Genomic DNA, 26131 nt, shown 5'->3' on the forward strand with positions numbered 1-26131 from the left:
GGTCAGGCAGGGGGCGAACATGTTTTCGGTTACCAGTCGTTCCGTCACACCGGCGTCAACCCCCGATGAGTTATCCACAGATGGTCGTTCTTTTTCCCCACTGTGGAAAACGGCTGTGGATAACTCAGTGGATAGCCGTGGGCAGAGCTGTGTTCACGAGGAAGCGGCCGCTACTTCCACTGCGTGGAGACACCGAATCCGGCGGCGATGAAGCCGAAGCCGACCACGATGTTCCAGTTGTCCAGCTTGTCGAGCGGCAACGAGCCGTCGGTGACGTAGAAGACGACGATCCAGGCCAGCCCGATGACGAACATGGCGAGCATCACCGGCGCGACCCAGGCCCGGCTGTTCATCTTGAGGGCGGTCGCCTGCTTCGCCGGCGGCGGCGTGTAGTCGGCCTTCTTGCGGATACGTGACTTCGGCACGAGGGTCTCTCCTGTCGATGCGCTGCGTGGCCGCGCAGGGAACTGGGTCGGGCTCGGGGCAACGTGCCAGGGGACGGAAAGGCGCTCCCCGGGCGTCCGTTAGCGTAGTGCTTCCGTGGCGCCGAAGGAGATAAGGGTACGTTGAGCAATTCTGCCGACTCCCCCGCAGCGGGAACCAGCCCTGCCCGCGGGCGCCGAATCCGGCCGGTGCGGGTGCTCACGGCGGGTGTCTTCGCTCTCGCGGGACTCATATTCTTCACCAGTTTCAATACTGCCAAAGGCACCAATATCCGCACGGACACCTCCTTGCTGAAGCTGTCCGATCTCATCCAGGAGCGCAGCCGTGACAACGGCCGGCTCGACGAGTCCAACGCGGCGCTGCGCCACGAGATCGAATCCCTCGCCGAGCGCGACGACGGCAGCACGAAAGCCGAGGACGACAAGCTCGCGGAGCTGGAGAGGAAGGCGGGCACCCAGAAGCTGACGGGCGAGGCGATCACCGTCACGCTGGACGACGCCCCGCCGGACGCCACCGCCAAGCTGCCCGGCTATCCCGAGCCGCAGCCCGACTACCTGGTCATCCACCAGCAGGACCTCCAGGCCGTGGTGAACGCCCTGTGGCAGGGCGGCGCCCAGGGCATCAAGGTCATGGACCAGAGGCTGATCTCCACCAGCGCCGTGCGCTGCGTCGGCAACACCCTCATCCTCCAGGGCCGCGTCTACTCACCGCCGTACAAGATCACGGCGGTCGGCGACCCGGAGAGGCTGAAGCGGGCGCTCGCCGCCTCCCCGGCGATCCAGAACTACATGGTGTACGTCAACGTCTACGGCCTGGGCTGGAACGTCCGGGACGAGGGGACGGCGACCCTGCCGGGGTACTCCGGCGCGGTCGACCTGCGCTACGCCCAGCCCGTGCCGTGACCCGGCCCCGCGGATTCCGTCCAACCTGTGGAGGCCGGGGAACCGGAGGCCGACAGGCCCTAGTCTGGTGCCGTACGGCGCGTGAGTCTGGTGCCGTGGTGCGACGGAAGGGACGGCATGTACGGCTGGATCTGGCGGCATCTGCCGGGGAACGCGTGGGTGAAGGCGCTGCTCTCGATCGTGCTGGTGCTGGCCGTGGTCTACGTGCTGTTCGAGTACGTCTTCCCATGGGCCGAACCGCTGCTGCCCTTCAACGATGTGACGGTGGACAACCAGTGAGCGCACGGATTCTCGTCGTCGACAACTACGACAGCTTCGTCTTCAACCTGGTGCAGTACCTGTATCAGCTGGGCGCCGAGTGCGAGGTGCTGCGCAACGACGAGGTGGCGACCGCGCACGCCCAGGACGGCTTCGACGGCGTACTGCTGTCGCCCGGCCCCGGAGCGCCGGAGCAGGCCGGCGTGTGCGTCGACATGGTGCGGCACTGCGCGACGACCGGGGTGCCCGTCTTCGGGGTCTGCCTCGGCATGCAGTCGATGCAGGTCGCGTACGGCGGTGTGGTGGACCGGGCGCCGCAGCTGCTGCACGGCAAGACCTCGCCGGTGGAGCACGAGGGCAAGGGCGTCTTCGCCGGGCTGCCCTCGCCCTTCACCGCGACCCGCTACCACTCCCTGGCCGCCGAGCCCGCGACCGTGCCGGCCGAGCTGGAGGTCACGGCCCGCACGCGGGACGGCATCATCATGGGCCTGCGCCACCGCGAACTGCCCGTCGAGGGCGTGCAGTTCCACCCGGAGTCGGTCCTGACCGAACACGGCCACCGGATGCTGGCCAACTGGCTGGCGGAGTGCGGTGACACGGGCGCCGTGGCGAGGTCGGCGGGGCTCGCCCCGGTGGTGGGCAGGGCCACGGCGTGACCGCGCTGCGCCCCGAGCGCGAGTCCGGCGCGGACCCCTACGGCGGCGCCGGCGACCAGGGCACCTCGTACGCGCGGCGGCCGTACGAGGATCCGGGCGCGTTCGGGGACGGCCGGCCGGGCGCGGGGGCGTACCCCCCGGCCGGGGAGGGGTACCACGAGCCTTGGGCGGAGGAGGCGTACCAGGCGGCCCGGGAGCCGTACGCCGCCGCGCGGGAGCCGTACGCGGGGGCGGAGGCCCCGTACGGGACGCCGTACGGAACCCCTGGCGAGCCGTCCGCGCAGCCGCCGTACGAACCCCCCGCGGACGACGAGACGGTCGCGCTGCGGGTGGCCGGTCCCCCCGGCGGTCCGCGCCCCGCCTCCGGCGCCTCGACGCCCCCGGACCGTGCCGCTCCGCCCCCGCCCGGCCGCGCGGCCCGCAGGAAGGCCGCCAGGGGCCGCCACGGGCGCCATGGCGGCCCGGCCCGCCCCGAGACACCCGGGCAGGACCGCGCGCGCGACGGCGAGGAGTCCCGGCCCCTGTCGCGGGTCGAGGCCCGCCGCCGGGCCCGGGCGCGCAAACCGAGCGCGGGCGTGATCGCCAGCCGGGCCGTCGGCGAGCTGTTCATCACGACCGGTGTGCTGATGCTGCTGTTCGTCACCTACCAGCTGTGGTGGACGAACGTCCGTGCGCACGCCCAGGCCGACCAGGCGGCCAGCAGCCTCCAGGACGACTGGGCCAGCGGCAAGCGCAACCCGGGCACCTTCGAGCCGGGACAGGGCTTCGCCCTCCTGCACATCCCCAAGCTGGACGTGGTGGTGCCCATCGCCGAGGGCATCAGCAGCAAGGGCGTGCTGGACCGCGGCATGGTCGGCCACTACGGCTCGGAGCCGCTGAAGACCGCGATGCCGGAGGACAAGACCGGCAACTTCGGGCTCGCGGGCCACCGCAACACGCACGGCGAGCCGTTCCGCTACATCAACCGCCTCTCGCCCGGCGACGCGATCGTCGTCGAGACACAGGACACGTACTTCGTCTACAAGATGGCGTCCATGCTGCCGGTGACCTCACCGGGCAATATCAGTGTGCTCGACCCCATCCCCAGGGGATCGGGATTCACCCGGCCCGGCCGCTACATCACGCTCACCACCTGCACGCCGGAGTTCACCAGCAAGTACCGGCTGATCGTCTGGGGCAAGATGGCCGAGGAACGGCCGCGCAGCAAGGGCAAGCCGGATGCGCTCGTCAATTAAGGGCAGATGACCAGTGGCAGCGACCACCGAAACGGACCACGAAGAGCACGAGCACACCGACGCGTCCGGCGCCGCGCCGCCCGCGCCGCGCCGCCGCGGCCGGGGGGCGATCGCCGTGGCGGTCGGCTTCTTCGGTGAACTCCTCATCACCGCGGGCCTGGTGCTGGGCCTGTTCGTCGTCTACTCGCTGTGGTGGACGAACGTGATCGCCGACCGTGCCGCGGGCCGGCAGGCCGACAAGGTCCGCGACACCTGGATGCAGGGCAGGGACACCGGTCCCGGCAAGCTGGACACCAAGGCCGGCATCGGCTTCCTGCACGTCCCCTCGATGACGAAGGACGACATCCTCGTCGAGAAGGGCACGACGATGAAGGTCCTCAACGACGGTGTCGCCGGCTACTACACCGATCCGGTGAAGGCGACGCTGCCGATGTCGGGCAAGAAGGGCAACTTCTCCCTGGCCGCCCACCGCGACGGCCACGGTGCCAAGTTCCACGGCATCGACAAGATCGAGAAGGGCGACCCGATCGTCTTCGAGACCAAGGACAAGTGGTACGTCTACAAGGTCTACGGCATCCTGCCCGAGACCTCGAAGTACAACGTCGACGTCCTCGCCCCCGTCCCCGAGGAGTCCGGCCGGAAGAAGGCCGGTCACTACATCACGCTGACGACCTGCACGCCGGTCTACACCAGCCGCTACCGGTACATCGTCTGGGGCGAGCTGGAGCGGGTGGAGAAGGTGGACGGCGAGCGGACCCCGCCGAAGGAACTGCGCTGACCCCACCGGGCGACGCCCGTATGAGAGAGCCCGGGTCCCCTGCCGGCAGGGGACCCGGGCTCTCTCACGTTCCGGTGACGGGGGGGGGGTCAGTCCTCGCCGCGGAGGCCGCCGATGAAGCCGCCGTTGTTGTTGTCCCCGTTCCCGTTGTCCCGGCCTGCGCCGCCCACGGTGACCAGGTTCACCGCGGAGCCCTTGTCGACCGTGGCGCCCGGGGCCGGATCCGACGTGAGCACCAGGGCGTTGTCGTCCTGGGACCCGGTGACGTTGCCGACCTGGAGGCCGGTGTCCTGGAGCGCCTTGCGGGCGTCCTTGAGTGACATGCCCACCAGGTTGCCCGGCACCTGCACCTGCTCGACCGCCTTGGCCTTGCCGATGATGATCTGCACCGGCGATCCCCTGTCGACCTGCTGGCCCGCCTGCGGCGTGGTGGAGATGGCCTTGCCGACCTGGTTGGGGTCGTCGGTCTCCTGCTCGGAGCAGTTGCCGACCAGGTTGTTCGCCGACATCTGGTTCTTCGCCGAGTCGCAGTCCTGGCCGATGACGTCCGGCACGGTGGACTTCTGCACGGCCTTGGCGACGACGAGGGTGATCGTCGATCCCTTCTCCACCTCGTTGCCCTTGACCGGGTCCTGGTCCAGGACGGTGCCCGGGGTGTCCGAGGTCTCGCGCTCCTGCGTCTTCACCTTGAACTGGTAGTCGTCGCCCTCCAGCTTCGATTGGGCCTCCTCCAGGCTCAGGCCGATCACGCTCGGCACCGTCACCTTCGGCGCGCCCGTGGACACCACCAGGTTGACCGCGGACTGCTTGTCGACTTCGGTGCCCTGGGGCGGGTCCTGCTCGCAGACCTTGCCCTTGGGCTGCTCCTCGCAGGGCTCCCGGGTGACCGTCCCCACCTTCAGGTCGACGTTGGTGAGCAGATCCCCGGCCCCCTCCTGCGTCTGGCCGACCAGCTGGGGCACGGGAACCCGGTCGTCGCCCGGCCCGCCGTTCCCGCCGAACGCGTACTTGCCGATCAGGATGGCGCCCACCAGGACGAGGACGCCCGCCAGGACCAGCAGGACGGTGGAGGTGGACGACTTCTTCTGCCGGCGCCGGTCGGGACGGTCGTCGTAGCCGTAGCCGCCGTCGTCCGGGCCGACCGGCGGCAGCACCGTCGTGGCGCCCCCGTGCCCGCCGGCGTCGGCGCGCAGGGCCGTCGTCTGCTGGTCGTCGGGGTAGCCGCCGTAACCCGCCGCACCCATCGCCGCGGTGGCGGCGACCGGCTGCCCGTCGAGGCACGCCTCGATGTCGGCGCGCATCTCGTCGGCCGACTGGTAGCGGTAGTCCGGGTCCTTCACCAGCGCCTTCAGCACGATCGCGTCCATCTCGGGCGTGATCTCGGGGTCGAAGACGCTCGGCGCCTGCGGCTCCTCCCGGACGTGCTGGTAGGCCACCGCGACCGGGGAGTCGCCGACGAAGGGGGGACGGACCGTCAGCAGCTCGTACAGCAGGCAGCCGGTGGAGTACAGGTCGGAGCGGGCGTCGACCTGCTCGCCCTTGGCCTGCTCCGGGGAGAGGTACTGGGCGGTGCCGATGACCGCCGCCGTCTGCGTCATCGTCATGCCGGCGTCGCCCATGGCCCGGGCGATGCCGAAGTCCATCACCTTGACCTGGCCGCCCCGCGTCAGCATGACGTTGGCCGGCTTGATGTCACGGTGGACGATGCCGTTGCGGTGGGCGTACTCCAGGCCCTGGAGGATGCCGATCGTCATCTCCATGGCCCGCTCCGGCAGCAGCTTGCGGCCGCTGTGCAGCAGTTCGCGCAGGGTGGAGCCGTCGACGTACTCCATGACGATGTAGGGGATGGAGACCCCGTCGATGTAGTCCTCGCCCGTGTCGTAGACCGCGACGATCGCGGGGTGGTTGAGCGAGGCGGCCGACTGGGCCTCCCGGCGGAACCGGGCCTGGAAGGTGGGGTCGCGCGCGAGGTCCGCGCGCAGCGTCTTCACCGCCACGGTGCGGCCGAGGCGGGTGTCATGTCCGAGGTAGACCTCCGCCATGCCACCACGGCCGAGCACTTGGCCCAGCTCGTACCGGCCGCCGAGGCGACGCGGCTCTTCCATGGTTACCTACCAGCCCTCTCCGTCGGTCCCGACCGGCACGCGTGTGCGGCCGGAGACTGCCGTCCGGGCCTACCGTACCCGGCTCGCTTTGTGTGACCTGGCCAAAGCCCGTCAGCCGATACAGGACCGGTATCGCAACGTGCACCGATGTGAAACGGACGTGAGCGGAGTCACGTACGGCCGGGCGTTCGTCCGCCCGGAGGTCCGTCGCGTTCCGCTCACGCGCCGTGCTCCGGCCGCTGCCGCGGCCTCACTTCTTGCTCTTGATGACGGCCTCCATCACGCTCTTCGCGATCGGCGCCGCCAGGCCGCCGCCGGAGATGTCGTCGCGGTTGGCGTTCTCGTCCTCGATGACCACGGCCACCGCGACCGGGGAGCTGTTGTCGCTCTGCTTGGCGTAGGAGATGAACCAGGCGTAGGGGTTCTCGCTGTTCTCCACGCCGTGCTGGGCGGTACCGGTCTTACCGCCGACGGTGACGCCGGGGATCTGCGCGTTCTTGCCGGTGCCGTCCTTGACGACGGTCTCCATCATCGACTGGAGGATCTGCGCGTTCTCCGGGGAGAGCGGCTTGCTGTACTCCTCGGGGTCCGTCTTCTCGATGGTGTCGAGGTTCGGGGCCTGGAGCTCGTCGACCATGTACGGCTTCATCAGCGTGCCGTTGTTGGCGACGGCCGAGGCGACCATGGCCATCTGCAACGGGGTGGCCGCCGTGTTGAACTGGCCGATCGAGGAGAGCGCGGTCTGCGAGTCGTTCATGTTGTCGGAGAAGACCGAGGCGCTGGAGCGCACCGGGGTGAACTGCTCCTCCGTGAAGCCGAACTTCTTGGCCGTCTCCAGCATCCTCTCGTTGCCGAGGTCGGCGCCGATCTTGCCGAAGACGGTGTTGCAGGAGTACTGGAGGGCGACCCGCAAGGTGGCGTCCTCGCAGGGGATGTTGCCCTCGTTCTTCAGCGGGGTCGTCGTGCCCGGCATGATCCACGGCAGCGGGGTGTCGGTCTTCGCGTCCGCGTCCGTGTACTTGCCGTGCTCCAGGGCCGCCGCGGCGGTGACCACCTTGAAGGTGGAGCCGGGCGGGTAGACCTCGCGCAGCGCCCGGTTCAGCATCGGGTCGGCCGGGTTGTTCTTCTTCTGGAGCTTCTTCCACGCCTCGCCGTCCGAGGCGCCGTCGCCCGCGATCGTCGACGGGTCGTACGACGGGAAGGAGGCCAGCGCCAGGATCTTGCCGGTGGACGGCTCCAGGGCGACCACGGCGCCCTTGCCCCCTTGCGCCTTCAGGCCGTTGTACGCGGCCTTCTGCGCGGCGGCGTTGAGGGTGGTGACGACGTTGCCGCCCTCCTTCTGCTTGCCCGTGATCATGTCGAGGGTGTTGCGGAAGAAGAGCCGGTCGTCGTTGCCGGTGAGGATGCCGTCGTCGATGGCCTCCAGCTGGGTGGCGCCGTAGACCTGCGAGACGTACCCGGTCACCGGCGCCCACATCGCGCCGTCCTTGTAGGTGCGCTTGTACTTGAAGTCGCCGTCGGTGGTCGCGTGCCCCGTGATGGCCTTGCCGTCGACGATGATGTCGCCGCGCGGGCTGGCGTACCGGGCGATGGCGACGCGGCGGTTGTGCTCGTCGTCCTTCAGGTCGTCGGCCTTGACGTACTGGAGCCAGTTGTCCCGGATGAGCAGCGTGAGGACCAGCAGGCCGCAGAAGATCGCGATACGGCGCAGGGGCTTGTTCATGACGGGCGGACCACCTGGGTCATCTCGGCGTCGGGGTTGGCGGCGGGAGCGGGCGCCGGACGGCGGGCGGTGTCGCTGATGCGCAGCAGGATGCCGATCAGGGCCCAGTTGGCGATGACGGAGGAACCGCCGTACGCCAGGAACGGCATCGTCATACCGGTCAGCGGGATGAGGCCCATGACACCGCCGGCGACGACGAAGACCTGGAGGGCGAAGGCGCCGGACAGGCCGATGGCGAGCAGCTTGCCGAACGGGTCGCGGGCGGCCAGGGCGGTGCGCACGCCGCGCTCCGCGATCAGCGCGTACAGCAGCAGCAGCGCCATGACGCCGGCCAGGCCCAGCTCCTCGCCGAAGGTGGCGAGGATGAAGTCGGAGTTGGCGGCGAACCGGATCAGGTCGGAGTGGCCCTGGCCCCAGCCGGTGCCGAGGGTGCCGCCGGAGCCGAACGCCCACAGCGCCTGCATGGCCTGCTCGGAGTGGCCCCCGATGCCCTGGCGGGAGAGCGTGTACTCGCGCATCGGATCGAGCCAGGCGTCCACCCGCTGCTGGATGTGCGGCTCGAAGCTGGCCACGCCGACGGCGCCGGCCGCGGACATCAGCAGACCGAAGACGATCCAGCTGGTCCGCTCGGTGGCGACGTACAGCATGATCACGAACATGCCGAAGAACAGCAGCGACGTACCGAGGTCGGTCTCGAAGACCAGGATCAGGATCGAGATCGCCCAGACCACGAGGATCGGGCCGAGGTCGCGGCCGCGCGGCAGGTACAGCCCCATGAAGCGGCGGCTGGCCAGCGCCAGCGCGTCCCGCTTGACCATCAGATAGCCCGCGAAGAACACCGCCAGCACGATCTTGGCGAACTCGCCGGGCTGGATGGAGAAGCCCGCGACCGAGATCCAGATCTTGGCGCCGTAGATGTTCTGGCCGAGGCCCGGGACCAGCGGCAGCAGCAGCAGGAAGAGCGCGCCGACCATGGAGATGTAGGTGTAGCGCTGCAGCACGCGGTGGTCCTTGAGGAAGATCACCACCACGATGAAGAGCGCGATGCCCATCGCCGTGTACAGCAGCTGCCGGGGCGCCGCGGTCCCCGCCTGCTCGATCGACTGGAGCAGTTCGGACTGGTCCAGCCGCCAGATGGCGACCAGCCCGAGCCCGTTCAGCAGCGTGGCCAGCGGCAGCAGCAGCGGGTCCGCGTACGGGGCGAACTTCCGTACGACCAGATGGCCGACGCCGGCCAGCAGGCCGAGGCCGAGCCCGTAGCTCAGCAGCCCGGCGGGCACCTCGTCGTTGATGGCCAGGCCCACGTTGGCGTAGGCGAAGACCGGGATGACGACGGCGAACACCAGCAGGGCGAGCTCGGTGTTGCGGCGGCTGGGTGCGCCGATCGCGCCGATCGTGGACGTGTGGTGCGTCGGCGAGTGCGGTGTGTTCGTACTGCTCATCGTGTAACAGGGCCTCTCACGGCTTGCCTACTGCTTACCGCACAGCGAGACGACCTTCTGCTCTTCCTCCGAGAGGCTGGGGCCGGGGCTGAGAGTGGGTGCGGTCGTGGACGGAGACGAGGACGGCGACGGGACGGACGCGGCACCCGACGGCGAGCCCGTCGGGTCCGGAGCCGGCGTGGCCTTGGCGGTGAAGGAGATACGGGAGGCCCCCGTGGTGCCCCCGGCCTGGCTTTCGCCCGTCTTCGTGCCGGCCTCGCTCTCCGCGGCACGCCGCTCGGCCTGCTTCCGGCAGGCGGAGGCCTGTACCGACAGCTCTTCGATCTTCGCCTGGGCGTTCTTCAGATTGCCCTCGTCGATGGTCGCCTTGACCAGCTTCTGCTGGTACGGCGGCAGGTACTTGAGTTCGATCTCGGGGTGGTCCTTCTCGACCCTCGACAGCGACACCCAGGCCAGGTCCTGGCTGATGCCCCGGTAGAGCGCGACATGCCCTTCCTTGGCGCCGACGTAGTACTGGGTCTGCGTCCAGCGCCAGCCGCCGTACAGGCCGCCGCCCACCACGGCGAGGGCCAGCACGGTGTAGAGGGAGCTCTTCAGCCACCTGCGGCTCTTGTCGGGCTTGGTGAAGTCGCCGTCGCCGTAGTCGCCGAAGCCGCCGGACGGGGCGTAGCCCGCCGGGTCGCCGCTGCCGGGCGGCCCGAACTCGCCGCCCCCGCCGCCCTGCCCGCGCCCGCGGCGGCCGAGCCCGGCGGCGCGGCCGGCCGGGGTCTGCATGATGCCGTTGTCGCCGGTCTGGTGCTGGTTCTCGGCGACGGCACCGACCACGACCGGGGCGTCGGACAGCTGCCCGGTGAGGGTGTCGCCGGTGTCCAGGTCGAGGACGTCGGCGACGATGACGGTGATGTTGTCGGGCCCGCCCCCGCGCAGCGCGAGCTGGATCAGCTCCTGCACGGTCTCCTGGGGGCCCTGGTAGCTGGCGAGGGTGTCCTCCAGCGTCTGGTGGGAGACGACACCGGACAGCCCGTCGGAGCAGATCAGGTACCGGTCGCCGGCGCGCACCTCGCGGATCGACAGGTCGGGCTCGACGTGGTCGCCGCTGCCCAGCGCCCGCATCAGCAGCGACCGCTGCGGATGGGTGTTCGCCTCCTCCTCGGTGATGCGCCCCTCGTCGACCAGGCGCTGCACCCAGGTGTGGTCCTGCGTGATCTGGGTCAGCACGCCGTCCCGCAGCAGATACGCGCGCGAGTCGCCGACGTGCACGAGTCCGAGCCGCTGCCCGGTCCACAGCAGCGCGGTCAGGGTGGTCCCCATGCCCTCCAGGCTGGGGTCGTCCTCCACCATCTGCCGCAACTGGTCGTTGGCCCGCTGGACGGCCGTGCCGAGGGAGGTGAGGATGTCGGAACCGGGCACGTCGTCGTCGAGGGCGACGATGGTGGAGATCACCTCGGAGGAGGCGACCTCGCCGGCCGCCTGGCCGCCCATGCCGTCGGCGATGGCGAGCAGGCGCGGACCGGCGTAACCGGAGTCCTCGTTGCCCTCCCGGATCATGCCTCTGTGCGATCCGGCGGCGAAGCGCAGTGACAGACTCATGCGCACCTCGCCCGTCGGCTCCGCATGCAGCCGGTCGTGTCGAGCCACACTGCCCACCCTCCGGTCGGGAGCGCGCCGGGATCCTCGCGGGGGACCGCCGCCGCGTGCTCGCTCCGCTCGCGCTCATTCATGACGTAGCACTACTTCCGCAGCTCGATGACGGTCTTGCCGATGCGGATCGGCGCGCCCAGCGGAATCGGTGTGGGGGTCGTCAGCCGGGTCCGGTCCAGGTAGGTGCCGTTGGTGGAGCCCAGGTCCTCGACGATCCACTGGCCGTCGCGGTCCGGATAGATCCTGGCATGGCGGCTGGAGGCGTAGTCGTCGTCCAGCACGATCGTCGAGTCGTGGGCCCGGCCCAGGGTGATGGTCTGGCCTTGCAGGGCGACGGTCGTGCCGGTGAGTGTGCCTTCGGTCACCACCAGCTTGGTGGGGGCGTTGCGGCGCGCCCGGCCTCCGCTCGCCTGCTGGCGCTGCTGGGGCGGCGCCTGGCGCGCGGCCTGCTGCGCGCGGCCCGCGTCGCGTCGCGACCCGCGCTGGGTGACGCGCGTACCGAACAGATCGCTGCGGATGACCTGCACGGCCACGATCACGAACAGCCACAGTACGGCCAGAAAACCCAGCCGCATGACCGTGAGGGTCAGCTCTGACATTGCCCCCGGATCACCCTTCGGCTTGCCTATAGATAACGGTGGTGCTGCCCACGACGATCCGCGAGCCGTCGCGGAGCGTAGCGCGGGTGGTGTGCTGCCCGTCCACCACGATGCCGTTGGTGGATCCGAGATCCTGGATCGTCGAGGGCGTTCCGGTCCGGATCTCGCAGTGCCGGCGGCTCACGCCGGGGTCGTCGATCCGCACGTCGGCGTCGGTGCTGCGGCCCAGCACCATCGTCGGGCGGGAGATCTGGTGGCGGGTGCCGTTGATCTCGATCCAGTGGCGGGTGCGCCCGCCGGACGCGGCGGCCTGCGGCCGCGGGGCGCTCGCGGGCGGCGGGTAGCCGTATCCGCCGGGCCGTCCCGCCGGGGCGCCGGGCGGCGGCGCGGACGGCATGGGCGGGGCGCCCGGGGGCGGCGCGGGAGCGGCGGCGGGCGGGTAGCCGTAGCCGCCGGGGCGCCCGGCCGGAGGGGCCGCGGGCGCTCCGGGGGCCTGCTGGCTGGTGGAGGAGGCGAGCGTACGGCTGCGCACGCGGTACAGGCCGGTGTCGAGGTCGTCGGCCTTCTCCAGGTGGACCTTGATGGGGCCCATGAAGGTGTAGCGCTGCTGCTTGGCGTAGTCGCGCACCATCCCGGCCAGCTCGTCGCCGAGCTGCCCGGAGTAGGGGCTGAGCCGCTCGAAGTCCGGCGTGCTCAGCTCCACGATGAAGTCGTTGGGGACGACCGTGCGGTCCCGGTTCCAGATGGTCGCGTTGTTGTCGCACTCCCGCTGGAGCGCTCCCGCGATCTCCACGGGCTGCACCTCGGACTTGAACACCTTGGCGAAGGTGCCGTTGACCAGACCTTCGAGACGCTGCTCGAACTTCTTCAGGACTCCCATGGGGCACCTCCTCCGCCGCTGCCGCCCTGTGCTCTGCCTGTCCGTGTACTGCTTACCTGCGTACTGCCTACCTGGTACTGCTTACTGATCGTATCCACGCGCCGGTCGATCGGCTGGTTCCCCCTGTCGGCCCGGTCGGCCGGTGTCGACTCGCGCCGACTGCCGCCCACGCGCGCCGTCGCCTGACGAAGTTCCCTGTGGCGCTCCTCTTCGAACGCCTGGGGAAGCGCGCTCTCCGTACTTCTGCCCAGGATCGTAGAGGCGGTCGCAGACCAGTGTCCCGCACCCGGCCGCGGACCCCGCCCGGCTCCTGGGGAGACGGGGGGGACCGGTACGAGGTTGATACGTGAACGGGTGTCCGTCCACACGCGGGCGCGGCCCCGCGGGGGCGCCCCGGGGGGTGACCAGGGAGCCCGGCGGGAAGGGATGTGAATCCACCCCCGCGGGCGTGCTAATGTTCTGGGTGTCGGAAGGCGCCGGGCCGGGAGGAACGGAGCCGGAGGACACACCCAATGCGCGGGTGGCGGAATAGGCAGACGCGCTGGATTCAGGTTCCAGTGCCCGCAAGGGCGTGGGGGTTCAACTCCCCCCTCGCGCACAACGGGAGCACCGTAAGTGCTCCGGCTGCACGATGGAATGGGCGGCATCGCGATGGCGATGCCGCCCATTCGTCGTTTGGCGTGAAGTGACGTCTGTCTCACGCCGTTATGGCGCGTCTGGCGGATCTCGGGTGCGTGGCTCGTTGCGTGGCTCCCGGAACGCTCCTTGTGTGAGGAAGGTCTCAGGGCCGGGTGGGGGCTTCGGGAGGCCGGTGGTTCGCCGACCGGGGCCGACGAGCGGGGCTCGCTCTCCTGCCGGTGCTCCTTCCACCGGCATCGGCCGTCTCTCCCGGCGGTCCCGCCACGGCCGGGTCCGTGGCACCCGGCACCCACCCGATGTGCCAGCAGGTCCGCGGCCCGTTCGTCCACGGCGCGACGGGCGAGGACGCCCCTGTCAGCCGAACTGGCAATGATCATGAAAAGTCCATTTTAAGGGGATCTTTAGCGCCTCGGGCTAGCGTTGTCGGAAGCGTGTGCTTGCCGATGAATGTTCGTTTTCAGTCAACGGGGAGGATTGAATTGAAAATCAGTCGACAGGCCGGCGAAAAGATGGGGGCAGTGGTCGAGGATTTCGATTTGGCCACTGCTTCGGACGAGGACTTCGAAGAGCTCAAGGCCCGGACCTACCGCGACAAGATCCTGGTGCTCAAGAACCAGGATCTCTCGCCCGAGCGATTTCTCGAACTCGGCCGGAGGCTCGGCACTCCCGAGACGTACTACGAGCCGATGTACCAGCACCCCGACGTAAAGGAAGTCTTCGTCTCCTCGAATGTGAGCGACGGGGACAAGCGGATCGGGGTCCCGAAGACGGGCAAGTTCTGGCATGCCGACTACATGTTCATGCCGAAGCCGTTCGGGCTCACGCTGATCTATCCCCAGGTCATACCGAAGAAGAACCGCGGGACCTACTTCATCGACATGGGGAAGGCCTACGAGAAGCTCTCCGGCGAGCTGAAGGCCACCCTCGCCGACGCGGTGGCGGTGCAGACCGTGCGCCGGTACTTCAAGATCCGGCCGACCGACGTGTACCGCCCGATCTCCGAGATCCTCGACGAGATCGAGACCAAGACACCGGCGTCACCGCATCCGGCGGTCTTCAAGCACCCGGGGACCGGCGAGCAGGTCCTCTACATCAGCGAGGGATTCACCGCCGAACTGCGGGACGCCGACGGCAACCGGCTCGACGACTCGGTCCTGAAGGAGGTGCTGGGGGCCGTGGGCCAGCTCGACCCGACGGGTGAGCACGAGAACATCCACCTCCAGACCTTCGAGAAGGGCGACCTGCTGCTCTGGGACAACCGCAGCCTCGTGCACCGCGCGCTGCACACGGCGACGCCGGAGCCCGCCGTCTCCTACCGCGTCACCGTGCACGACCACCTCCCGTTCTACGCGGGCATCTCCGTCTGACCAGCCTGTTCTCGCACCTCACGACCGAGAAAGAGTCGTCATGACCACAGCGCAGCCGGCCCCCAGGTATCCGAACCCGTTCGACGAGGCGTTCTTCAAGGACCCGTATCCGACCTACGCCGAGTTGCACAAGACGGGCGCGCCCCTGCACCGGGTGTCCCTGTCGGACGGCAACGACGTCTGGCTCATCACCGGCTACGAGGAGGCCAGCGAGGCGCTCAAGGACCGACGCCTGGTCCGCAACCGCCGGCACGCCGGCCCCGACTACCAGAGCGAGATCCTGCCCGAGATCGTCCGCTCCGGGAACCTGCACATGGAGGACGGGCAGATCCACACCCGCCTGCGCCGCTTCATGAACTTCGCCTTCACCCCGAAGCGGGTCGCGGCCATGGTGCCCCGGATCGAGCAGGTCACCAGGGAACTGCTGGACGCCATGGAGGCCAACGGCGGCGGCGACATCATGGACGGCCTGGCCGCGCCGCTCCCGATCGCGATGACCACCGGCATCCTCGGTGTGCCGGACGACCAGCGCGGCGACTTCCGCTACTGGAGCGACGAGCTCCTCGGCGGCGCCCCGGAGCGCGCCCGCGAGGCCGCCGAGCAGCTGCTGGTCTACGTCCAGGGACTCATCGACCTCAAGCGCCGGGAGCCGGCCGACGACCTGATCTCGTACTGGGTCTCGGCCAAGGACGACGAGGGCCGGCCGCTGACCGATCAGGAAATGATCGGCATGACCTTCTTCCTGCTGCTCGGCGGCTACGACACGACGGTCGGGCAGATCGGCGCCTCCGTGCTGGCGCTGCTGAAGTACCCGGAGAAGGCCGAAGCGATGCGGAACAACCCGGAGATCATTCCGGACGCGGTCGAGGAGCTGATGCGCTGGGACGGCTCGACGCACAGCGGCATCCGGCGGTTCGCGGCCGAGGACGTGGAGATCGGCGGCCAGACCATCCGCGCCGGCGACTGCGTGCTGATCTCGCTCGGCGCGGCCAACCGCTGCCCGGTGCGCTTCGCCGACCCCGACACGCTGGACTTCGAGCGCGAGGAGAACTGGCAGCTCGGCTTCGGCCGTGGCCCGCACCACTGCCCGGGCAAGGAGCTCGCCCGCCACGAACTGCGCATCGCGCTGGGCGAACTGGTCCGCCGCTTCCCGGACATGAGGCTGGCCGTGCCCGAGGACGAGGTCGTCTGGCGCCCGTCGTACCTGATCCGGGTCCCCTACGAGCTGCCGGTCAGGTTCTGAGCGTGACGACGGAACCGGCCGGCCCGGGGGCTCCCCGCTGCCCGTACGGCGGGGTGCGGACCCCCTTCGACGCCGCCTACTTCGCGGACCCGTACGCGACGTACCGGCGTCTGCACACCGAGGGCCCGGTCCACCGCATCAAGACGCCCGAGGGGTACGACGCCTGGCTGGTCACCCGCTACGCCGAGGTGCACCGGCTGCTGGGAGACCACCGGCTGGCGCGCCATGTGCGCCACGCCAAGGGCGACTACCACCGGTTCCCGCTGCCCGCCGAGTTCTCCCGGTCGCTGGTGCGCGAGGACCCGCCCGCGCACACGCGGCTGCGCCGGTTCATGAACCTGGCGTTCGCGCCGAAGCGGGTGCGGCCCCTGCGGCCCCGTATCGAGGCGGTGACCGACGAGCTCATCACCGCGCTGGGGGAGAGCGGCGAGACCGATCTGATGGCCAGCCTCGCCATGCCGCTGCCCATCACGATCATCGCCGAGATGCTGGACGTCTCGGCGCGGGAGCGGGCGGACTTCCGCCGCTGGGCCGACGCGCTCGTGGGCCTGGACCAGGAGGCGCTGCGCGAGGGCGGCGTCAGCATGCTGCACTGCCTCTCCCGGCTGGTCGAGCTCAAGCGGAAGGAACCGGGCGACGACATCTGGAACGACTGGATCCGGGGCCTTGAGGGGCAGGAGGAGCCCCTGGAGACCGACGAACTGCTGGGCCTCGGCTTCATGGTCCTGCTCGGCGGTTACGACCCCACCGCCGGCGTCATCGGTTCGGCCGTTCTGCGGCTGCTGGAGGAGCCGGAGCTGGCGCGGCGGCTGCGCGAGCGGCCGGAACTGATGCCCTCGGCCGTGGAGGAGTTCCTGCGGCTGCACGGCGCCAGCCACACCGCCGCGCGGCGGTTCGCCGCCGAGGACGTCGAGGTCGGCGGCGTGACCATCCCGGCCGGATCCGCCGTGTTCCTGTCGCTCGGCGCGGCCAACCGCGACCCGGAGAAGTTCGAGGACCCCGAGGCCTTCCGGCCGGACCGGTCGCCCAACCGCCACGTCGCCCTGGGGCAGGGTCCGCACTTCTGCTCCGGCGCCGAACTCGCCCGGATGGAGATCACGGCGGCGCTGGAGGCCGTGCTGCACCGCCTCCCGAACCTCCGGCTGGCGGTACCGGCGGAGGAACTCAGGCTGCGGCCCGGCTACTCCATCCGGTCCCTCGAAAAGCTGCCTGTCACGTACTGATCTCCTCCTGGGGGGTAATGAGATGCCGACCCTGTCCCAGCCGCCGTCGGAGGCGACCGAGTTCGCCACCGACGAGGTACTGCTCGAGCAGGTGCTGAAGCCGTACCGGCTCAACTGCCAGTACCTCAAGTCCGCGGTGGTGAAGGTGACCGACCGCCCCGGAGAGGCGGGACGGGTGTCGGCGTCCTGCGAGTTCGAGATCCCGGAGTCGTGTTATATCGACGACACCGGCCATTTCAACTCGGTGGAATTCAACATCTGCTACAACCAGATGATGTATTACGTGATCGCCAAGGCGGTCAAGGAGCGGCTCCTGGAACCGCTCTCTTCCTGGAGCATGGACGACTACTGGTCGCGTCAGCTCGCCGACTTCCTCATCACCGATTTCCGCAGCGCCTTCCGGCGGGCGATGCGGAACGGGAAATTCTCCGGTGAGATCCAGATCCTCGATCTCACCGAATGGGAGGGGGACGACCTCCATGAGGCACTGCTGGTCGCGCAGACCTCCTGCCGTTACTGGGACGAGGACGGCGGCAACTGCCACGGCGAAGTCCGCATAGCCATCACCAACCCGGTCAGCAACCAGAACCGAACCTGAGGCATTCATGACGACGACCACGCCACTGGTGGAGCAGCTTCGCGCCCTTTCCCGGCCGGAGCGGCGCTCCCGGGTCGAGGAGCTGGCGCGCGCCGAGCTGCGGACCGCGCTGCTCATGTCCGCGGACGAAGACGTTCCGCTGGATCAGAACTACTTCGACCTGGGTCTGACCTCACTCCGGGTCTCCGAGATCAAGCAGCGTCTGGAGGCCCAGCTCGGCTGCGCCATCGACACGGCCGTGCTCTTCGCTGTGCCGACCCTGGGCCGTCTCGTGGAATACCTGCAAGACGAGATCCTCCCGAAACTGACCGGGGAGCCGGCCATAACGCGGGAGAAGGCCGCCGGCACCGTGCCGGCCGGCCGGAAGGCACTGGTCGACGACCTGCTGAACGACCTGTACCAAGCCTGACCGCACACCTGGCCTGACCAACGATCTATTCCGGGGGGCGCAGCGCTGCCTCTGGAGCGGAGGAACCACGATGTCGAACCGGCGCCCAGATGTGCGGGAAGAACTGGACGCTGCCCGCGAAGCACTTGAGGAGCAGCGGCACGTTCTCAGGGAGTTGCTGCTCGAAAAGCACGAGCCCATCGCGATCGTGGGCGTCGGGATGCGGTTCCCCGGCGGGAACTCCACGCTCTCCGGCTTCGCCGAATTCCTCGAGCAGGGCCGGTCGGGCACGGGGCCCATCCCCGAGGACCGCTGGGACGTGGCGGGTTTCTCCTCGGGCGGCAAGGACGCGAAGGGCAAGATCCGAACGTTCGCCGGCGGATTCCTCGACCGGGTGGACCGGTTCGACCCGCAGTTCTTCAACATCTCCCCCAAGGAAGCGCAGTACATCGATCCGCAGCAGCGGCTCGCGCTGGAGACCGCGTGGGAAGCCCTGGAAGAGGCGGGCATCGACCCCAGCGGCCTGCGGAACGGCAACGGCGGGGTGTACGTCGGCGTCTCCACCGTCGACTACACCATCGAGGCGGACGCCCTCGCGTACGAGGAGCTGGACGCCCACATAGGCACCGGCACGGCGCACTCCGCCGTGCCCGGCCGGATCTCGTACTTCCTCGGCTGGCGCGGACCGAGCATGGCCGTGGACACCGCCTGCTCCGCCTCCCTGGTCACCCTGCACCTGGCCGCTGAGGGCCTGCGCCGCGGCGAGTGCGACATCGCGCTGGCCGGCGGCGTGAACGTGATCCACCACCCCCGCAACCACATCGTCTTCTCGCAGGCGAACATGCTCTCCGTCGACGGCGAGTGCAAGACCTTCGACTCCTCCGCCGACGGCTACAGCCGCAGCGAGGGCTGCGGCATGGTCGTACTCAAGCGGCTCACCGACGCCAAGCGCGACGGGGACCGCGTGCTGGCGCTGGTCCGCGGCTCGGCCGTGCGCCAGGACGGCGAGAGCGGCGGCCTGACCGTGCCCAACGGCTCCGCCCAGGAGATGGTCATCCGCGCCGCGCTCGACAACGCGGTGCTGGACCCGGCCGACATCCAGTACGTCGAGGCGCACGGCACCGGCACCTCGCTGGGCGACCCCATCGAGATGGGGGCCATCCAGTCCGTCTTCGCCGGGTCGCACACGAAGGCGGAGCCGATCGTCGTCGGCTCGCTGAAGACCAACGTCGGCCACATGGAGGCGGCGGCCGGCATCGGCGGCGTGATCAAGGCGGCGCTCCAGCTGCACAGCGGGCGGATCTACCCGCACCTGAACATGGCGGCCCCCTCGGAGCACATCCCGTGGGACGACTACTGCGTCGAGGTGCCGGTCGAAGGCCGGCCCTGGAAGGCGCGGACCCGCCGCGCCATCGTCAACTCCTTCGGCTTCGCGGGCACCATCGCCTGCGCCGTCCTGGAACAGGCCCCCGTCTTCCCCCCGGCCGAGCCGTCGGTGACCGACGGGGGGCACATCTTCACCCTCTCGGCCAAAAGCGAGAGGGCGCTGGCGCTCCAGACGGAGCGGTACCGCGCGCACCTCGCCGCACACCCGGAGCCGGACCTGGCCGACGTCTGCTACACCAGCAACGTCGCCCGGGCCCACTTCGGCAGCCGGCTGGTGGGCGTGGTGCGCGACACCGAGGAGCTGTCCGCGCTGCTCGGCCGCACCCCCGCCGCCGGACCCGAACTGAGCAGGACCGCCTTCCTCTTCACCGGCCAGGGCTCTCAGTACGCGGGCATGGGCAGGCCGCTGTACGACGCCTACCCGGTGTTCCGGGAGCACCTGGACGCCTGTGACCGGCTCTTCACGGCGCGGATCGGCCGGTCCGTCAAGGAACTCGTCCTCGGTGACGCCGCGGACCCGGAGGCGATCGACCAGACCCGCTTCACCCAGCCCGCGCTGTTCGCCCTGGAGTACGCCACCGCGCAACTGTGGCTGAGCTGGGGCGTCCGGCCGAGCGTCCTGATCGGCCACAGCATCGGCGAGGTGGTCGCGGCGACCGTCGCCGGGCTCTTCTCGCTTCAGGACGCGGTCCGGCTGGTCGCGGCCAGGGCCCGGCTGATGCAGTCCGTGACCGCACCCGGGGCGATGGCCGCCGTGGAGGCCGCGGCGAACGAGATCGCCCCCCTCCTCAAGGGGTACGAGGACGTCACCTTCGGCGCCTTCAACGCGCCGGGGCACTGCGTGATCTCCGGTGGCGCGGACTCCGTGGCGGCCATCACCGGCCGGATCGAGGAGCGCGGCCTGCGCACCAAGCGGCTGGCGGTCTCGCACGCCTTCCACTCGCCGCTGATGGCGGAGGTCTTCGACGCCTTCCGCGAGGAGATCCGGGACATCGTCTTCCGCGAGCCGGAATACACCCTGATCTCCAACGTCACCGGCCGCACCGCCGACCTCGCCGAGATGTCCACCCCCGCGTACTGGGTGCGGCACATCGCGGAGCCCGTCGACTTCCAGGCCGGTATGACCGCCATCGGCGCGCGCGGCCGGCACGTCTTCATCGAGGTGGGCCCCTCGGGAACCCTGCTCGGACTGGGCAAGCGCATCCTGGACCCCAAGGAGCACCGCTGGCTGCGGAGCTCGGCGAAGGGCGACACGGACGCCTCGGTCATCCGGGCCTCGGTGGCCGAGTGCTACGCCGCCGGGCTGCGGATCGACTGGAAGGGCTACCACCAAGGGCGCGGCGGACGGCGCACCGCACTGCCGACGTACGCCTTCGACACCAAGCGCTACTGGCTGCCCATCACCGGCGACCGGCACTCCAAGGAGCGCGTGGCCGACGCCTCCCGGGCGCACCACCCGCTGCTCGGCGCCGAGGTGAGCACCGCCGCGCAGCGTGCGGACGGGGTGCGCGAGTTCGCCGCCGAGGTCGGCCCCGACCAGCCGTCGTACCTGGCCGACCACGTCATCATGGGACAGACGGTGTTCCCGGGCGCCGGCTACATCGAGATCCTGCTCGCCCTCCAGGACGCGGTGTACGGCGAGAGCGGCCGCGTCCTGGAGGACGTGGCGATCCAGGAGCCGCTGATCCTCTCGGAGGAGCAGCGCGCCGAGCTCCGTACGCGGCTGCGGGAGCTCCCCGGCGGCGGCGCCGAGGTGGAGATCCTCAGCCGGACGCCGGGAGCCGACGGCGCCATCGAGCGCCGCCACGTCACCGCCCGGATCGGCGTGGAGTACACCCCGCTGCCGAAGCTGCGGGAGGTCGCGGCGGAGCTGGAGGCGAAGGCGGCGGCCGAGGGCCACCCGGTCTCGCCCCGCCGCCCCGACGACCTGTACGCGGAGTTCGCCGACCTCGGGCTCGAGTACGGGCCGGAGTTCCAGCGCATCGAGCACATCGCGCGCCAGGGCGACGGCGTCTCCGTCGCCCGGCTGCGCGGCCGGGCGGCCCACGCGCTGGAGCACCTGCCGCCGGTCGTGCTGGACAACGTCACCCAGTCGCTGGCCGGGGTGCTGGACAACGGCGACACCTACCTCCCGGTCGGCTTCGGCCGCTTCCAGCTGCTGAAGAAGCCCAAGAGCGACGAGCTGCGCAGCCATGTGCGGCTCACCAGCGAGGAGAACGCCGACGGCGAGATGACCGCCGACATGCTCCTGACCGAGCACGGCCGGCCGGTCTTCGTCGTGCACGGCTTCCGGCTGAAGAAGGTCACCGGCGCCGCGGGCGCCCCGCGCCGGCAGCTGTTCCACGAGCCGCGCTGGGTCAAGCGCTCCCTGGTCCGCCTGGGCGGCGAGCGCGAGCGGCGCGTGCTGGTGGTCCACCGGGACCCGGCCGGTCTCGCGTCCCTGCGCGAGCACCTCGCCGCGGGCGGCGCCTCGCTGACGTGCGCGCCGGACGCGCGGGCGGCCGCCGGGCTGCTGGACGAGCGGCCCACCGACGTCTGCTGGTTCTGGCGGAGCACCCCGGGACCGGTCACCGCCGAGCGCCTGCGCTCCGAGTGCGAGGCCAACTACCGCGACCTGCTGGAAATCCTGGCGGCGCTGGAGAAGACGGCGTTCGGGCGCGACCAGCGGCTGTGGCTGGTGACCGAGGGCGCCCAGCGGCTGCCCGGCGACCTGCCCGGCCGGCCGGGCCGCGCCTCGGAGGTCTCGCCCGCCGCGACCCTGTGGGGCTTCGGCCTCACACTGTGGAACGAGTACCCCGCCTGCCGGCCCACGCTGGTCGACCTCCCGGTCGGCGGCGACGGCGGGGCCCTGGCCGGCGAGCTGCTGACCGCCGAGCCGGACGAGTACCAGGTCGCCTTCCGCGACGGCCACCGGCATGTGCGCCGGATCCACCGCGCCGACCCGGCCGGTCCGGACGACGCCAACTTCGAGCTCGCCATCACCGAGTACGGGGAGTTCTCCAACGTCCGGCCCGTGCCCGTGGAGGACGTGGCACCCGTGGGCGACCAGATCCAGGTGCGGGTGCACGCGGCGGGCCTGAACTTCAAGGACGTACTCAACGTGCTGGGGCTGCTCAAGGCCCACGCGGAGGAGAGCGGCATCGCGTACCAGCCGCTCGACCTCGGCTTCGAGGGCGCCGGCACGGTGGTCGCGGCCGGACCCGACGCCGAGTTCCGCCCCGGCGACGAGGTGCTGCTCAGCCACCTCGGCTGCATGAAGCGGCGGGTCACCGTGCCGTCGGCGATGGCCGTGCGCAAGCCCGCCAACGTCGGGTTCGCCGAGGCGGCCGGTCTGGCCACCGCCTACGTCACCGCCTCCTACGCGCTGCACGACCTGGCCGGCATCCAGCGGGGCGACACGATCCTCATCCACGCGGCGGCCGGCGGCGTGGGCCAGGCCGCGGTACAGCTCGCCCGACTCGCGGGCGCCGAGATCATCGCCACCGCCAGCGCCCGCAAGCAGGAACTGCTGCGCGCCCAGGGCATCGAGCACGTCTTCGACTCGCGCACCCTCGACTTCGCCGACCAGGTCCTGGAGGCCACCGGCGGCAAGGGTGTCGACATCGTGCTGAACAGCCTGAACAAGGACTACATCGCGGCCGGCATGAAGGCGCTCGGCGAGGGCGGCCGGTTCGTGGAGCTCGGCAAGATCGGCATCTGGTCGGCCGAACAGGCGCGTGCGGCGCGGCCGGACGTGGAGTACCACAACTTCGACCTCAGCGAGTTCGCCGAGGAGGAGCTGCGGAAGGTCAACAAGGGCATCCTCCAAAGGGTGGCGGGGCTGCTCTCCGAGGGCGCGGTGCGGCCGCTGCCGACCACCGCCTACACCCTGGACGAGATCGAGGAGGCGTTCGCGGTCCTCAGCCGCGGCGCCAACGTCGGCAAGCTGGTGATCGCCTTCGAGCCGGAGGACGGCTTCCGCGAGCGCCCGGTCACCATCACGGCCGACCGCTCGTACGTGATCACCGGCGGCCTGGGCGCCCTGGGGCTGGTGATGGCGCGCAAGCTCGTCGACCTCGGCGCGCGGGACCTCGTCCTGGTGAGTCGACGCGCCGTCCCCGAGGCGGACGCCGCGGCGCTCGCCGCCGAACTGGGCGAGGGGGTACGGGTCCGCACGCTCCAGTGCGACGTGGCCTCGGCCGACGACGTGAGGCGGCTGACCGGCCTCGTGGCGGACGGACCGCACCCGCTGGGCGGCGTGCTGCACACGGCCGGCGTCCTCGCGGACATGCCCATCTCCTCCCTCACCTGGGAGAGCATCGACAAGGTCTTCCAGCCCAAGGTGTACGGGACCTGGCACCTGCACGAGGCGCTGCGCGACCTGCCGGGCGAGCCGTTCTTCGTCGGCTTCTCCTCGATCGCCTCGGTGGTCGGGTCGGCCGCGCAGGCCAACTACGCGGCGGGCAACGCGTTCATCGACGCGCTCATGCAGTGGCGCGGGGCGCGGGACCTGCCGGGCCTGAGCGTCAGCTGGGGACCCTGGGCCGAGGTGGGCATGGCCGCGGAGCTGAGCGAGCAGCTGGTCCGCGGCATCGAGTCCCAGGGCATGAGGTTCCTCAAGCCCGCCGACGGCACCCGCGCGATGTTCAAGGCGCTCGGGAAGCCCGCCGCGCACCTGATGATCGGCGAGTTCGACTGGAACCGCTTCGTCTCGGGCCGGCCGGCCGCCAACGCCTTCTACCGCGAGGTGGCCGGGGCCGGCGGCGCCGGTGTCCGCACCGTCGACCTGGACGCGCTGCGCGCCCTGCCGAGGTCCGAACGGCTCTCCTCGGTCAACGAGCTGGTCCGGGCCCGGATCGCGGCACTGCTCCACTTCGAGGGCCCCGACGACGTCGGCGTCAACGCGAAGTTCCTCGAACTGGGCCTGGACTCGCTCAGCGCGGTGGAACTGAAGAACAGCCTCGAAGCGGCCCTCCAGGTGCCGCTGTCCTCCGCGATCGTCTTCGACCACCCGTCGATCGGGCTGCTCGCCGAGTACCTGGAGCAGCAGCTCGTGCCGCGGGCGGCGGCCGGGGAGGAGCCGGCCGCGGACGATGTGGCGGCGCTCACCGACGCCGAGGCGGAGGCCGAGCTCGCCGCGATGATGGAGCTGTGACCCGGTGAAGGACTACATCGAGTCGTTGCAGCAACTCTCCAAGTCCCAGCTGCTCCTGCTGCTGGCGCGGCAGCGCCGGCAGGAGACCGAGCGGATCGCCGTCGTCGGCATGGCGTGCCGGTTCCCCGGCGGCATCGACGGCCCCCGGCAGTACTGGGAGGCGCTGTCCGCGGGCCGCAGCGTCCTCGCCGAGCGGGGCGGCATCCCCAAGGACTCCACCGGGCGCCCCCGGTGGAACGTGTCGGCACCGGACCTGGCGCCGCTGGCCGGCCTGCTCGCCCAGGGTGCCTATCTGGACGCCGTGGACCTCTTCGACGCCGAGCGCTTCGGCATCCCGGACGAGGAGGCGCGGTACATGGACCCGCAGCAGCGGCTGCTGCTGACCTGTGCCGCCGAGGCGCTGGAGGACACGGCGCCGTTCGACCGCGCCGAGGCCCGGGTGGGCGTCTTCGCCGGGGTGAGCACGGTGGAGTACGGCTTCGCCGCGCTCCGCAACGGCCTGGGCGCCGAGGACCTCTCCCCGTACATGGGGACCGGCGGAGCGCTCAGCGCGACGGCCGCCCGGGTCGCCACCGGGCTCCGCCTCAACGGCCCCGTGCTGACCGTGGACACGGCGTGCTCCTCCGCCCTGACCGCGGTCCACCTGGCCGTGTCGGCGCTGCGGCGCGGCGAGTGCGACGTGGCGGTCACCGGCGCCTGCCACCTGACGCTGGCGCCCTTCACGGCGGGCGTCTTCGAGCGGGCGGGGATGCTCTCGCCCACCGGGCGCAGCCGCCCCTTCGACAGCGAGGCGGACGGCCACGTCCGGGGCGAGGGCTGCGGGGTGCTCGTGCTCAAGCGCGAGCGGGACGCCCGTGCCGCCGGCGACCGGCCGTACGCGCTGATCAAGGGCAGCGGCGTCTACCAGCACGGGGACCGGCCGGCGATGGCGGCGGTCTCGTCCGTGGCGCAGCGCCGGGTGATGGCCCAGGCGCTGCGGGACGCCGCCGTCGACCCGCACCAGGTGCAGTACCTGGAGGCCCAGGCCAACGGCTCCAAGCTCGGCGGGGTCATCGAGGCGGAGGCGATCGCCGAGACGTACCGGCGGGCCACGAGCGACGCGCCACCGCTCTACCTGGGCTCGGCCAAGGCCAACCTCGGGTACCTGGAGACGGCCTCCGGGGCCGCCGGGCTGATCAAGACCGCGCTCGCCCTGCGGAACCGGGTCATCCCGCCGCAGCCGGGGATCGGCACCCCGGACCCGGCGGTGCCGTGGGACCGCACCGGCCTGAGGCTGCCCCGTACGGCCGTGCCGTGGCCCGAAACGGACTCGCCGATGGCGGCGGTGAGTTCGTTCGGCTTCACCGGCACCCACGCGCATGTGCTGATGGAAGGGGTCGCGGACCCGGAGCCCCGGACCGCGCCGCGCGGCACGGCGGGCCGGGGACGCCGCTACTGGCCCGACGACAACATCTGGAGCTGACCCGGCAGTGCCGCGAGGTCTGGGAACG

19 protein-coding genes and 1 tRNA gene are annotated in these 26131 nt (G+C 70.6%); 13 read left to right on the forward strand and 7 right to left on the reverse strand.

Going from position 1 to position 26131, the window contains the following annotated elements:
• Window positions 1–170: 170 nt before the first annotated feature.
• The gene (gene crgA, locus AB0L74_RS06320; RefSeq protein WP_365646185.1) at window positions 171–425 is read right to left on the reverse strand and encodes a cell division protein CrgA; all 255 of its coding nucleotides are present in this window, start codon (window positions 423–425) and stop codon (window positions 171–173) included.
• 141 nt (window positions 426–566) lie between these two features.
• On the opposite strand from crgA, the gene AB0L74_RS06325 reads away from it, so the two are divergent.
• From AB0L74_RS06325 to AB0L74_RS06345, 5 genes are all read left to right on the forward strand, one after another.
• A complete protein-coding gene (locus AB0L74_RS06325; RefSeq protein WP_365646188.1) occupies window positions 567–1346 on the forward strand; it encodes a DUF881 domain-containing protein in 780 nt (259 codons plus the stop codon).
• Between the two features lie 81 nt (window positions 1347–1427).
• On the forward strand, window positions 1428–1625 hold the full coding sequence (locus tag AB0L74_RS06330) for a hypothetical protein (RefSeq protein WP_365646191.1): 198 nt from the start codon (window positions 1428–1430) through the stop codon (window positions 1623–1625).
• Window positions 1622–2260, forward strand: coding sequence for an aminodeoxychorismate/anthranilate synthase component II (locus tag AB0L74_RS06335; protein ID WP_365646193.1), 639 nt, complete (start codon window positions 1622–1624; stop codon window positions 2258–2260). Before AB0L74_RS06330 ends, AB0L74_RS06335 begins: the two co-directional genes overlap by 4 nt.
• The gene (locus tag AB0L74_RS06340) at window positions 2257–3495 is read left to right on the forward strand and encodes a class E sortase (RefSeq protein WP_365646196.1); all 1239 of its coding nucleotides are present in this window, start codon (window positions 2257–2259) and stop codon (window positions 3493–3495) included. Before AB0L74_RS06335 ends, AB0L74_RS06340 begins: the two co-directional genes overlap by 4 nt.
• A gap of 13 nt (window positions 3496–3508) precedes the next feature.
• Entirely contained in the window at window positions 3509–4273 is a 765-nt protein-coding gene (locus AB0L74_RS06345; RefSeq protein ID WP_365646199.1) for a class E sortase, read from the forward strand.
• Between the two features lie 89 nt (window positions 4274–4362).
• Here AB0L74_RS06345 and pknB read toward each other — a convergent pair whose 3' ends face one another.
• The 6 genes from pknB to AB0L74_RS06375 form a co-directional block, all read right to left on the reverse strand.
• The gene (pknB, locus tag AB0L74_RS06350) at window positions 4363–6378 is read right to left on the reverse strand and encodes a Stk1 family PASTA domain-containing Ser/Thr kinase (protein WP_365646202.1); all 2016 of its coding nucleotides are present in this window, start codon (window positions 6376–6378) and stop codon (window positions 4363–4365) included.
• A gap of 250 nt (window positions 6379–6628) precedes the next feature.
• Window positions 6629–8101, reverse strand: coding sequence for a penicillin-binding protein 2 (locus AB0L74_RS06355; protein WP_365646205.1), 1473 nt, complete (start codon window positions 8099–8101; stop codon window positions 6629–6631).
• Window positions 8098–9543, reverse strand: coding sequence for an FtsW/RodA/SpoVE family cell cycle protein (locus tag AB0L74_RS06360; protein ID WP_365646207.1), 1446 nt, complete (start codon window positions 9541–9543; stop codon window positions 8098–8100). The genes AB0L74_RS06355 and AB0L74_RS06360 overlap by 4 nt, the downstream gene beginning before the upstream one ends.
• A 27-nt stretch (window positions 9544–9570) precedes the next feature.
• Window positions 9571–11133, reverse strand: coding sequence for a Stp1/IreP family PP2C-type Ser/Thr phosphatase (locus AB0L74_RS06365; RefSeq protein ID WP_365646210.1), 1563 nt, complete (start codon window positions 11131–11133; stop codon window positions 9571–9573).
• A gap of 140 nt (window positions 11134–11273) precedes the next feature.
• A complete protein-coding gene (locus AB0L74_RS06370; protein WP_365646213.1) occupies window positions 11274–11783 on the reverse strand; it encodes an FHA domain-containing protein in 510 nt (169 codons plus the stop codon).
• A 10-nt stretch (window positions 11784–11793) separates the two neighbouring features.
• On the reverse strand, window positions 11794–12663 hold the full coding sequence (locus AB0L74_RS06375; protein WP_365646216.1) for a DUF3662 and FHA domain-containing protein: 870 nt from the start codon (window positions 12661–12663) through the stop codon (window positions 11794–11796).
• A gap of 514 nt (window positions 12664–13177) precedes the next feature.
• On the opposite strand from AB0L74_RS06375, the gene AB0L74_RS06380 reads away from it, so the two are divergent.
• The 8 genes from AB0L74_RS06380 to AB0L74_RS06415 all read left to right on the forward strand — a co-directional run bounded on the left by AB0L74_RS06380 (window position 13178) and on the right by AB0L74_RS06415 (window position 26103).
• Window positions 13178–13261: transfer RNA gene (locus AB0L74_RS06380), tRNA-Leu, on the forward strand.
• Between the two features lie 520 nt (window positions 13262–13781).
• Window positions 13782–14669: a TauD/TfdA family dioxygenase gene (locus AB0L74_RS06385; protein ID WP_365646219.1), complete on the forward strand. Its 888-nt coding sequence runs from the start codon at window positions 13782–13784 to the stop codon at window positions 14667–14669.
• A gap of 40 nt (window positions 14670–14709) precedes the next feature.
• A complete protein-coding gene (locus AB0L74_RS06390; protein WP_365646222.1) occupies window positions 14710–15912 on the forward strand; it encodes a cytochrome P450 in 1203 nt (400 codons plus the stop codon).
• A gap of 2 nt (window positions 15913–15914) precedes the next feature.
• Window positions 15915–17135, forward strand: coding sequence for a cytochrome P450 (locus AB0L74_RS06395; RefSeq protein ID WP_365646225.1), 1221 nt, complete (start codon window positions 15915–15917; stop codon window positions 17133–17135).
• Window positions 17136–17157: 22 nt separating this feature from the next.
• Window positions 17158–17733: an FcoT family thioesterase gene (locus AB0L74_RS06400; RefSeq protein ID WP_365646228.1), complete on the forward strand. Its 576-nt coding sequence runs from the start codon at window positions 17158–17160 to the stop codon at window positions 17731–17733.
• 7 nt (window positions 17734–17740) lie between these two features.
• The gene (locus AB0L74_RS06405; protein WP_365646231.1) at window positions 17741–18142 is read left to right on the forward strand and encodes an acyl carrier protein; all 402 of its coding nucleotides are present in this window, start codon (window positions 17741–17743) and stop codon (window positions 18140–18142) included.
• A gap of 70 nt (window positions 18143–18212) precedes the next feature.
• Complete coding sequence (locus tag AB0L74_RS06410; protein ID WP_365646233.1) at window positions 18213–24641, forward strand: type I polyketide synthase; 6429 nt, start codon at window positions 18213–18215, stop codon at window positions 24639–24641.
• A 4-nt stretch (window positions 24642–24645) separates the two neighbouring features.
• Window positions 24646–26103 (forward strand): polyketide synthase, encoded by a 1458-nt coding sequence (locus AB0L74_RS06415; protein ID WP_365646236.1) that lies wholly within the window; start codon window positions 24646–24648, stop codon window positions 26101–26103.
• The last annotated feature ends 28 nt before the right edge of the window (window positions 26104–26131 follow it).

It is taken from the genome of Streptomyces sp. NPDC052020 (assembly GCF_040680575.1).
Classification (GTDB): Bacteria; Actinomycetota; Actinomycetes; order Streptomycetales; family Streptomycetaceae; genus Streptomyces.

Excerpts from the sequence above, each read along its gene's own strand:
- pknB (WP_365646202.1), bottom strand. The coding sequence starts at position 6,378 with ATGGAAGAGCCGCGTCGCCTCGGCGGCCGGTACGAGCTGGGCCAAGTG.
- AB0L74_RS06355 (WP_365646205.1), bottom strand. The coding sequence starts at position 8,101 with ATGAACAAGCCCCTGCGCCGTATCGCGATCTTCTGCGGCCTGCTGGTC.
- AB0L74_RS06360 (WP_365646207.1), bottom strand. The coding sequence starts at position 9,543 with ATGAGCAGTACGAACACACCGCACTCGCCGACGCACCACACGTCCACG.
- AB0L74_RS06365 (WP_365646210.1), bottom strand. The coding sequence starts at position 11,133 with ATGAGTCTGTCACTGCGCTTCGCCGCCGGATCGCACAGAGGCATGATC.
- AB0L74_RS06370 (WP_365646213.1), bottom strand. The coding sequence starts at position 11,783 with ATGTCAGAGCTGACCCTCACGGTCATGCGGCTGGGTTTTCTGGCCGTA.
- AB0L74_RS06375 (WP_365646216.1), bottom strand. The coding sequence starts at position 12,663 with ATGGGAGTCCTGAAGAAGTTCGAGCAGCGTCTCGAAGGTCTGGTCAAC.
- AB0L74_RS06390 (WP_365646222.1), top strand. The coding sequence starts at position 14,710 with ATGACCACAGCGCAGCCGGCCCCCAGGTATCCGAACCCGTTCGACGAG.
- AB0L74_RS06400 (WP_365646228.1), top strand. The coding sequence starts at position 17,158 with ATGCCGACCCTGTCCCAGCCGCCGTCGGAGGCGACCGAGTTCGCCACC.
- AB0L74_RS06405 (WP_365646231.1), top strand. The coding sequence starts at position 17,741 with ATGACGACGACCACGCCACTGGTGGAGCAGCTTCGCGCCCTTTCCCGG.
- AB0L74_RS06410 (WP_365646233.1), top strand. The coding sequence starts at position 18,213 with ATGTCGAACCGGCGCCCAGATGTGCGGGAAGAACTGGACGCTGCCCGC.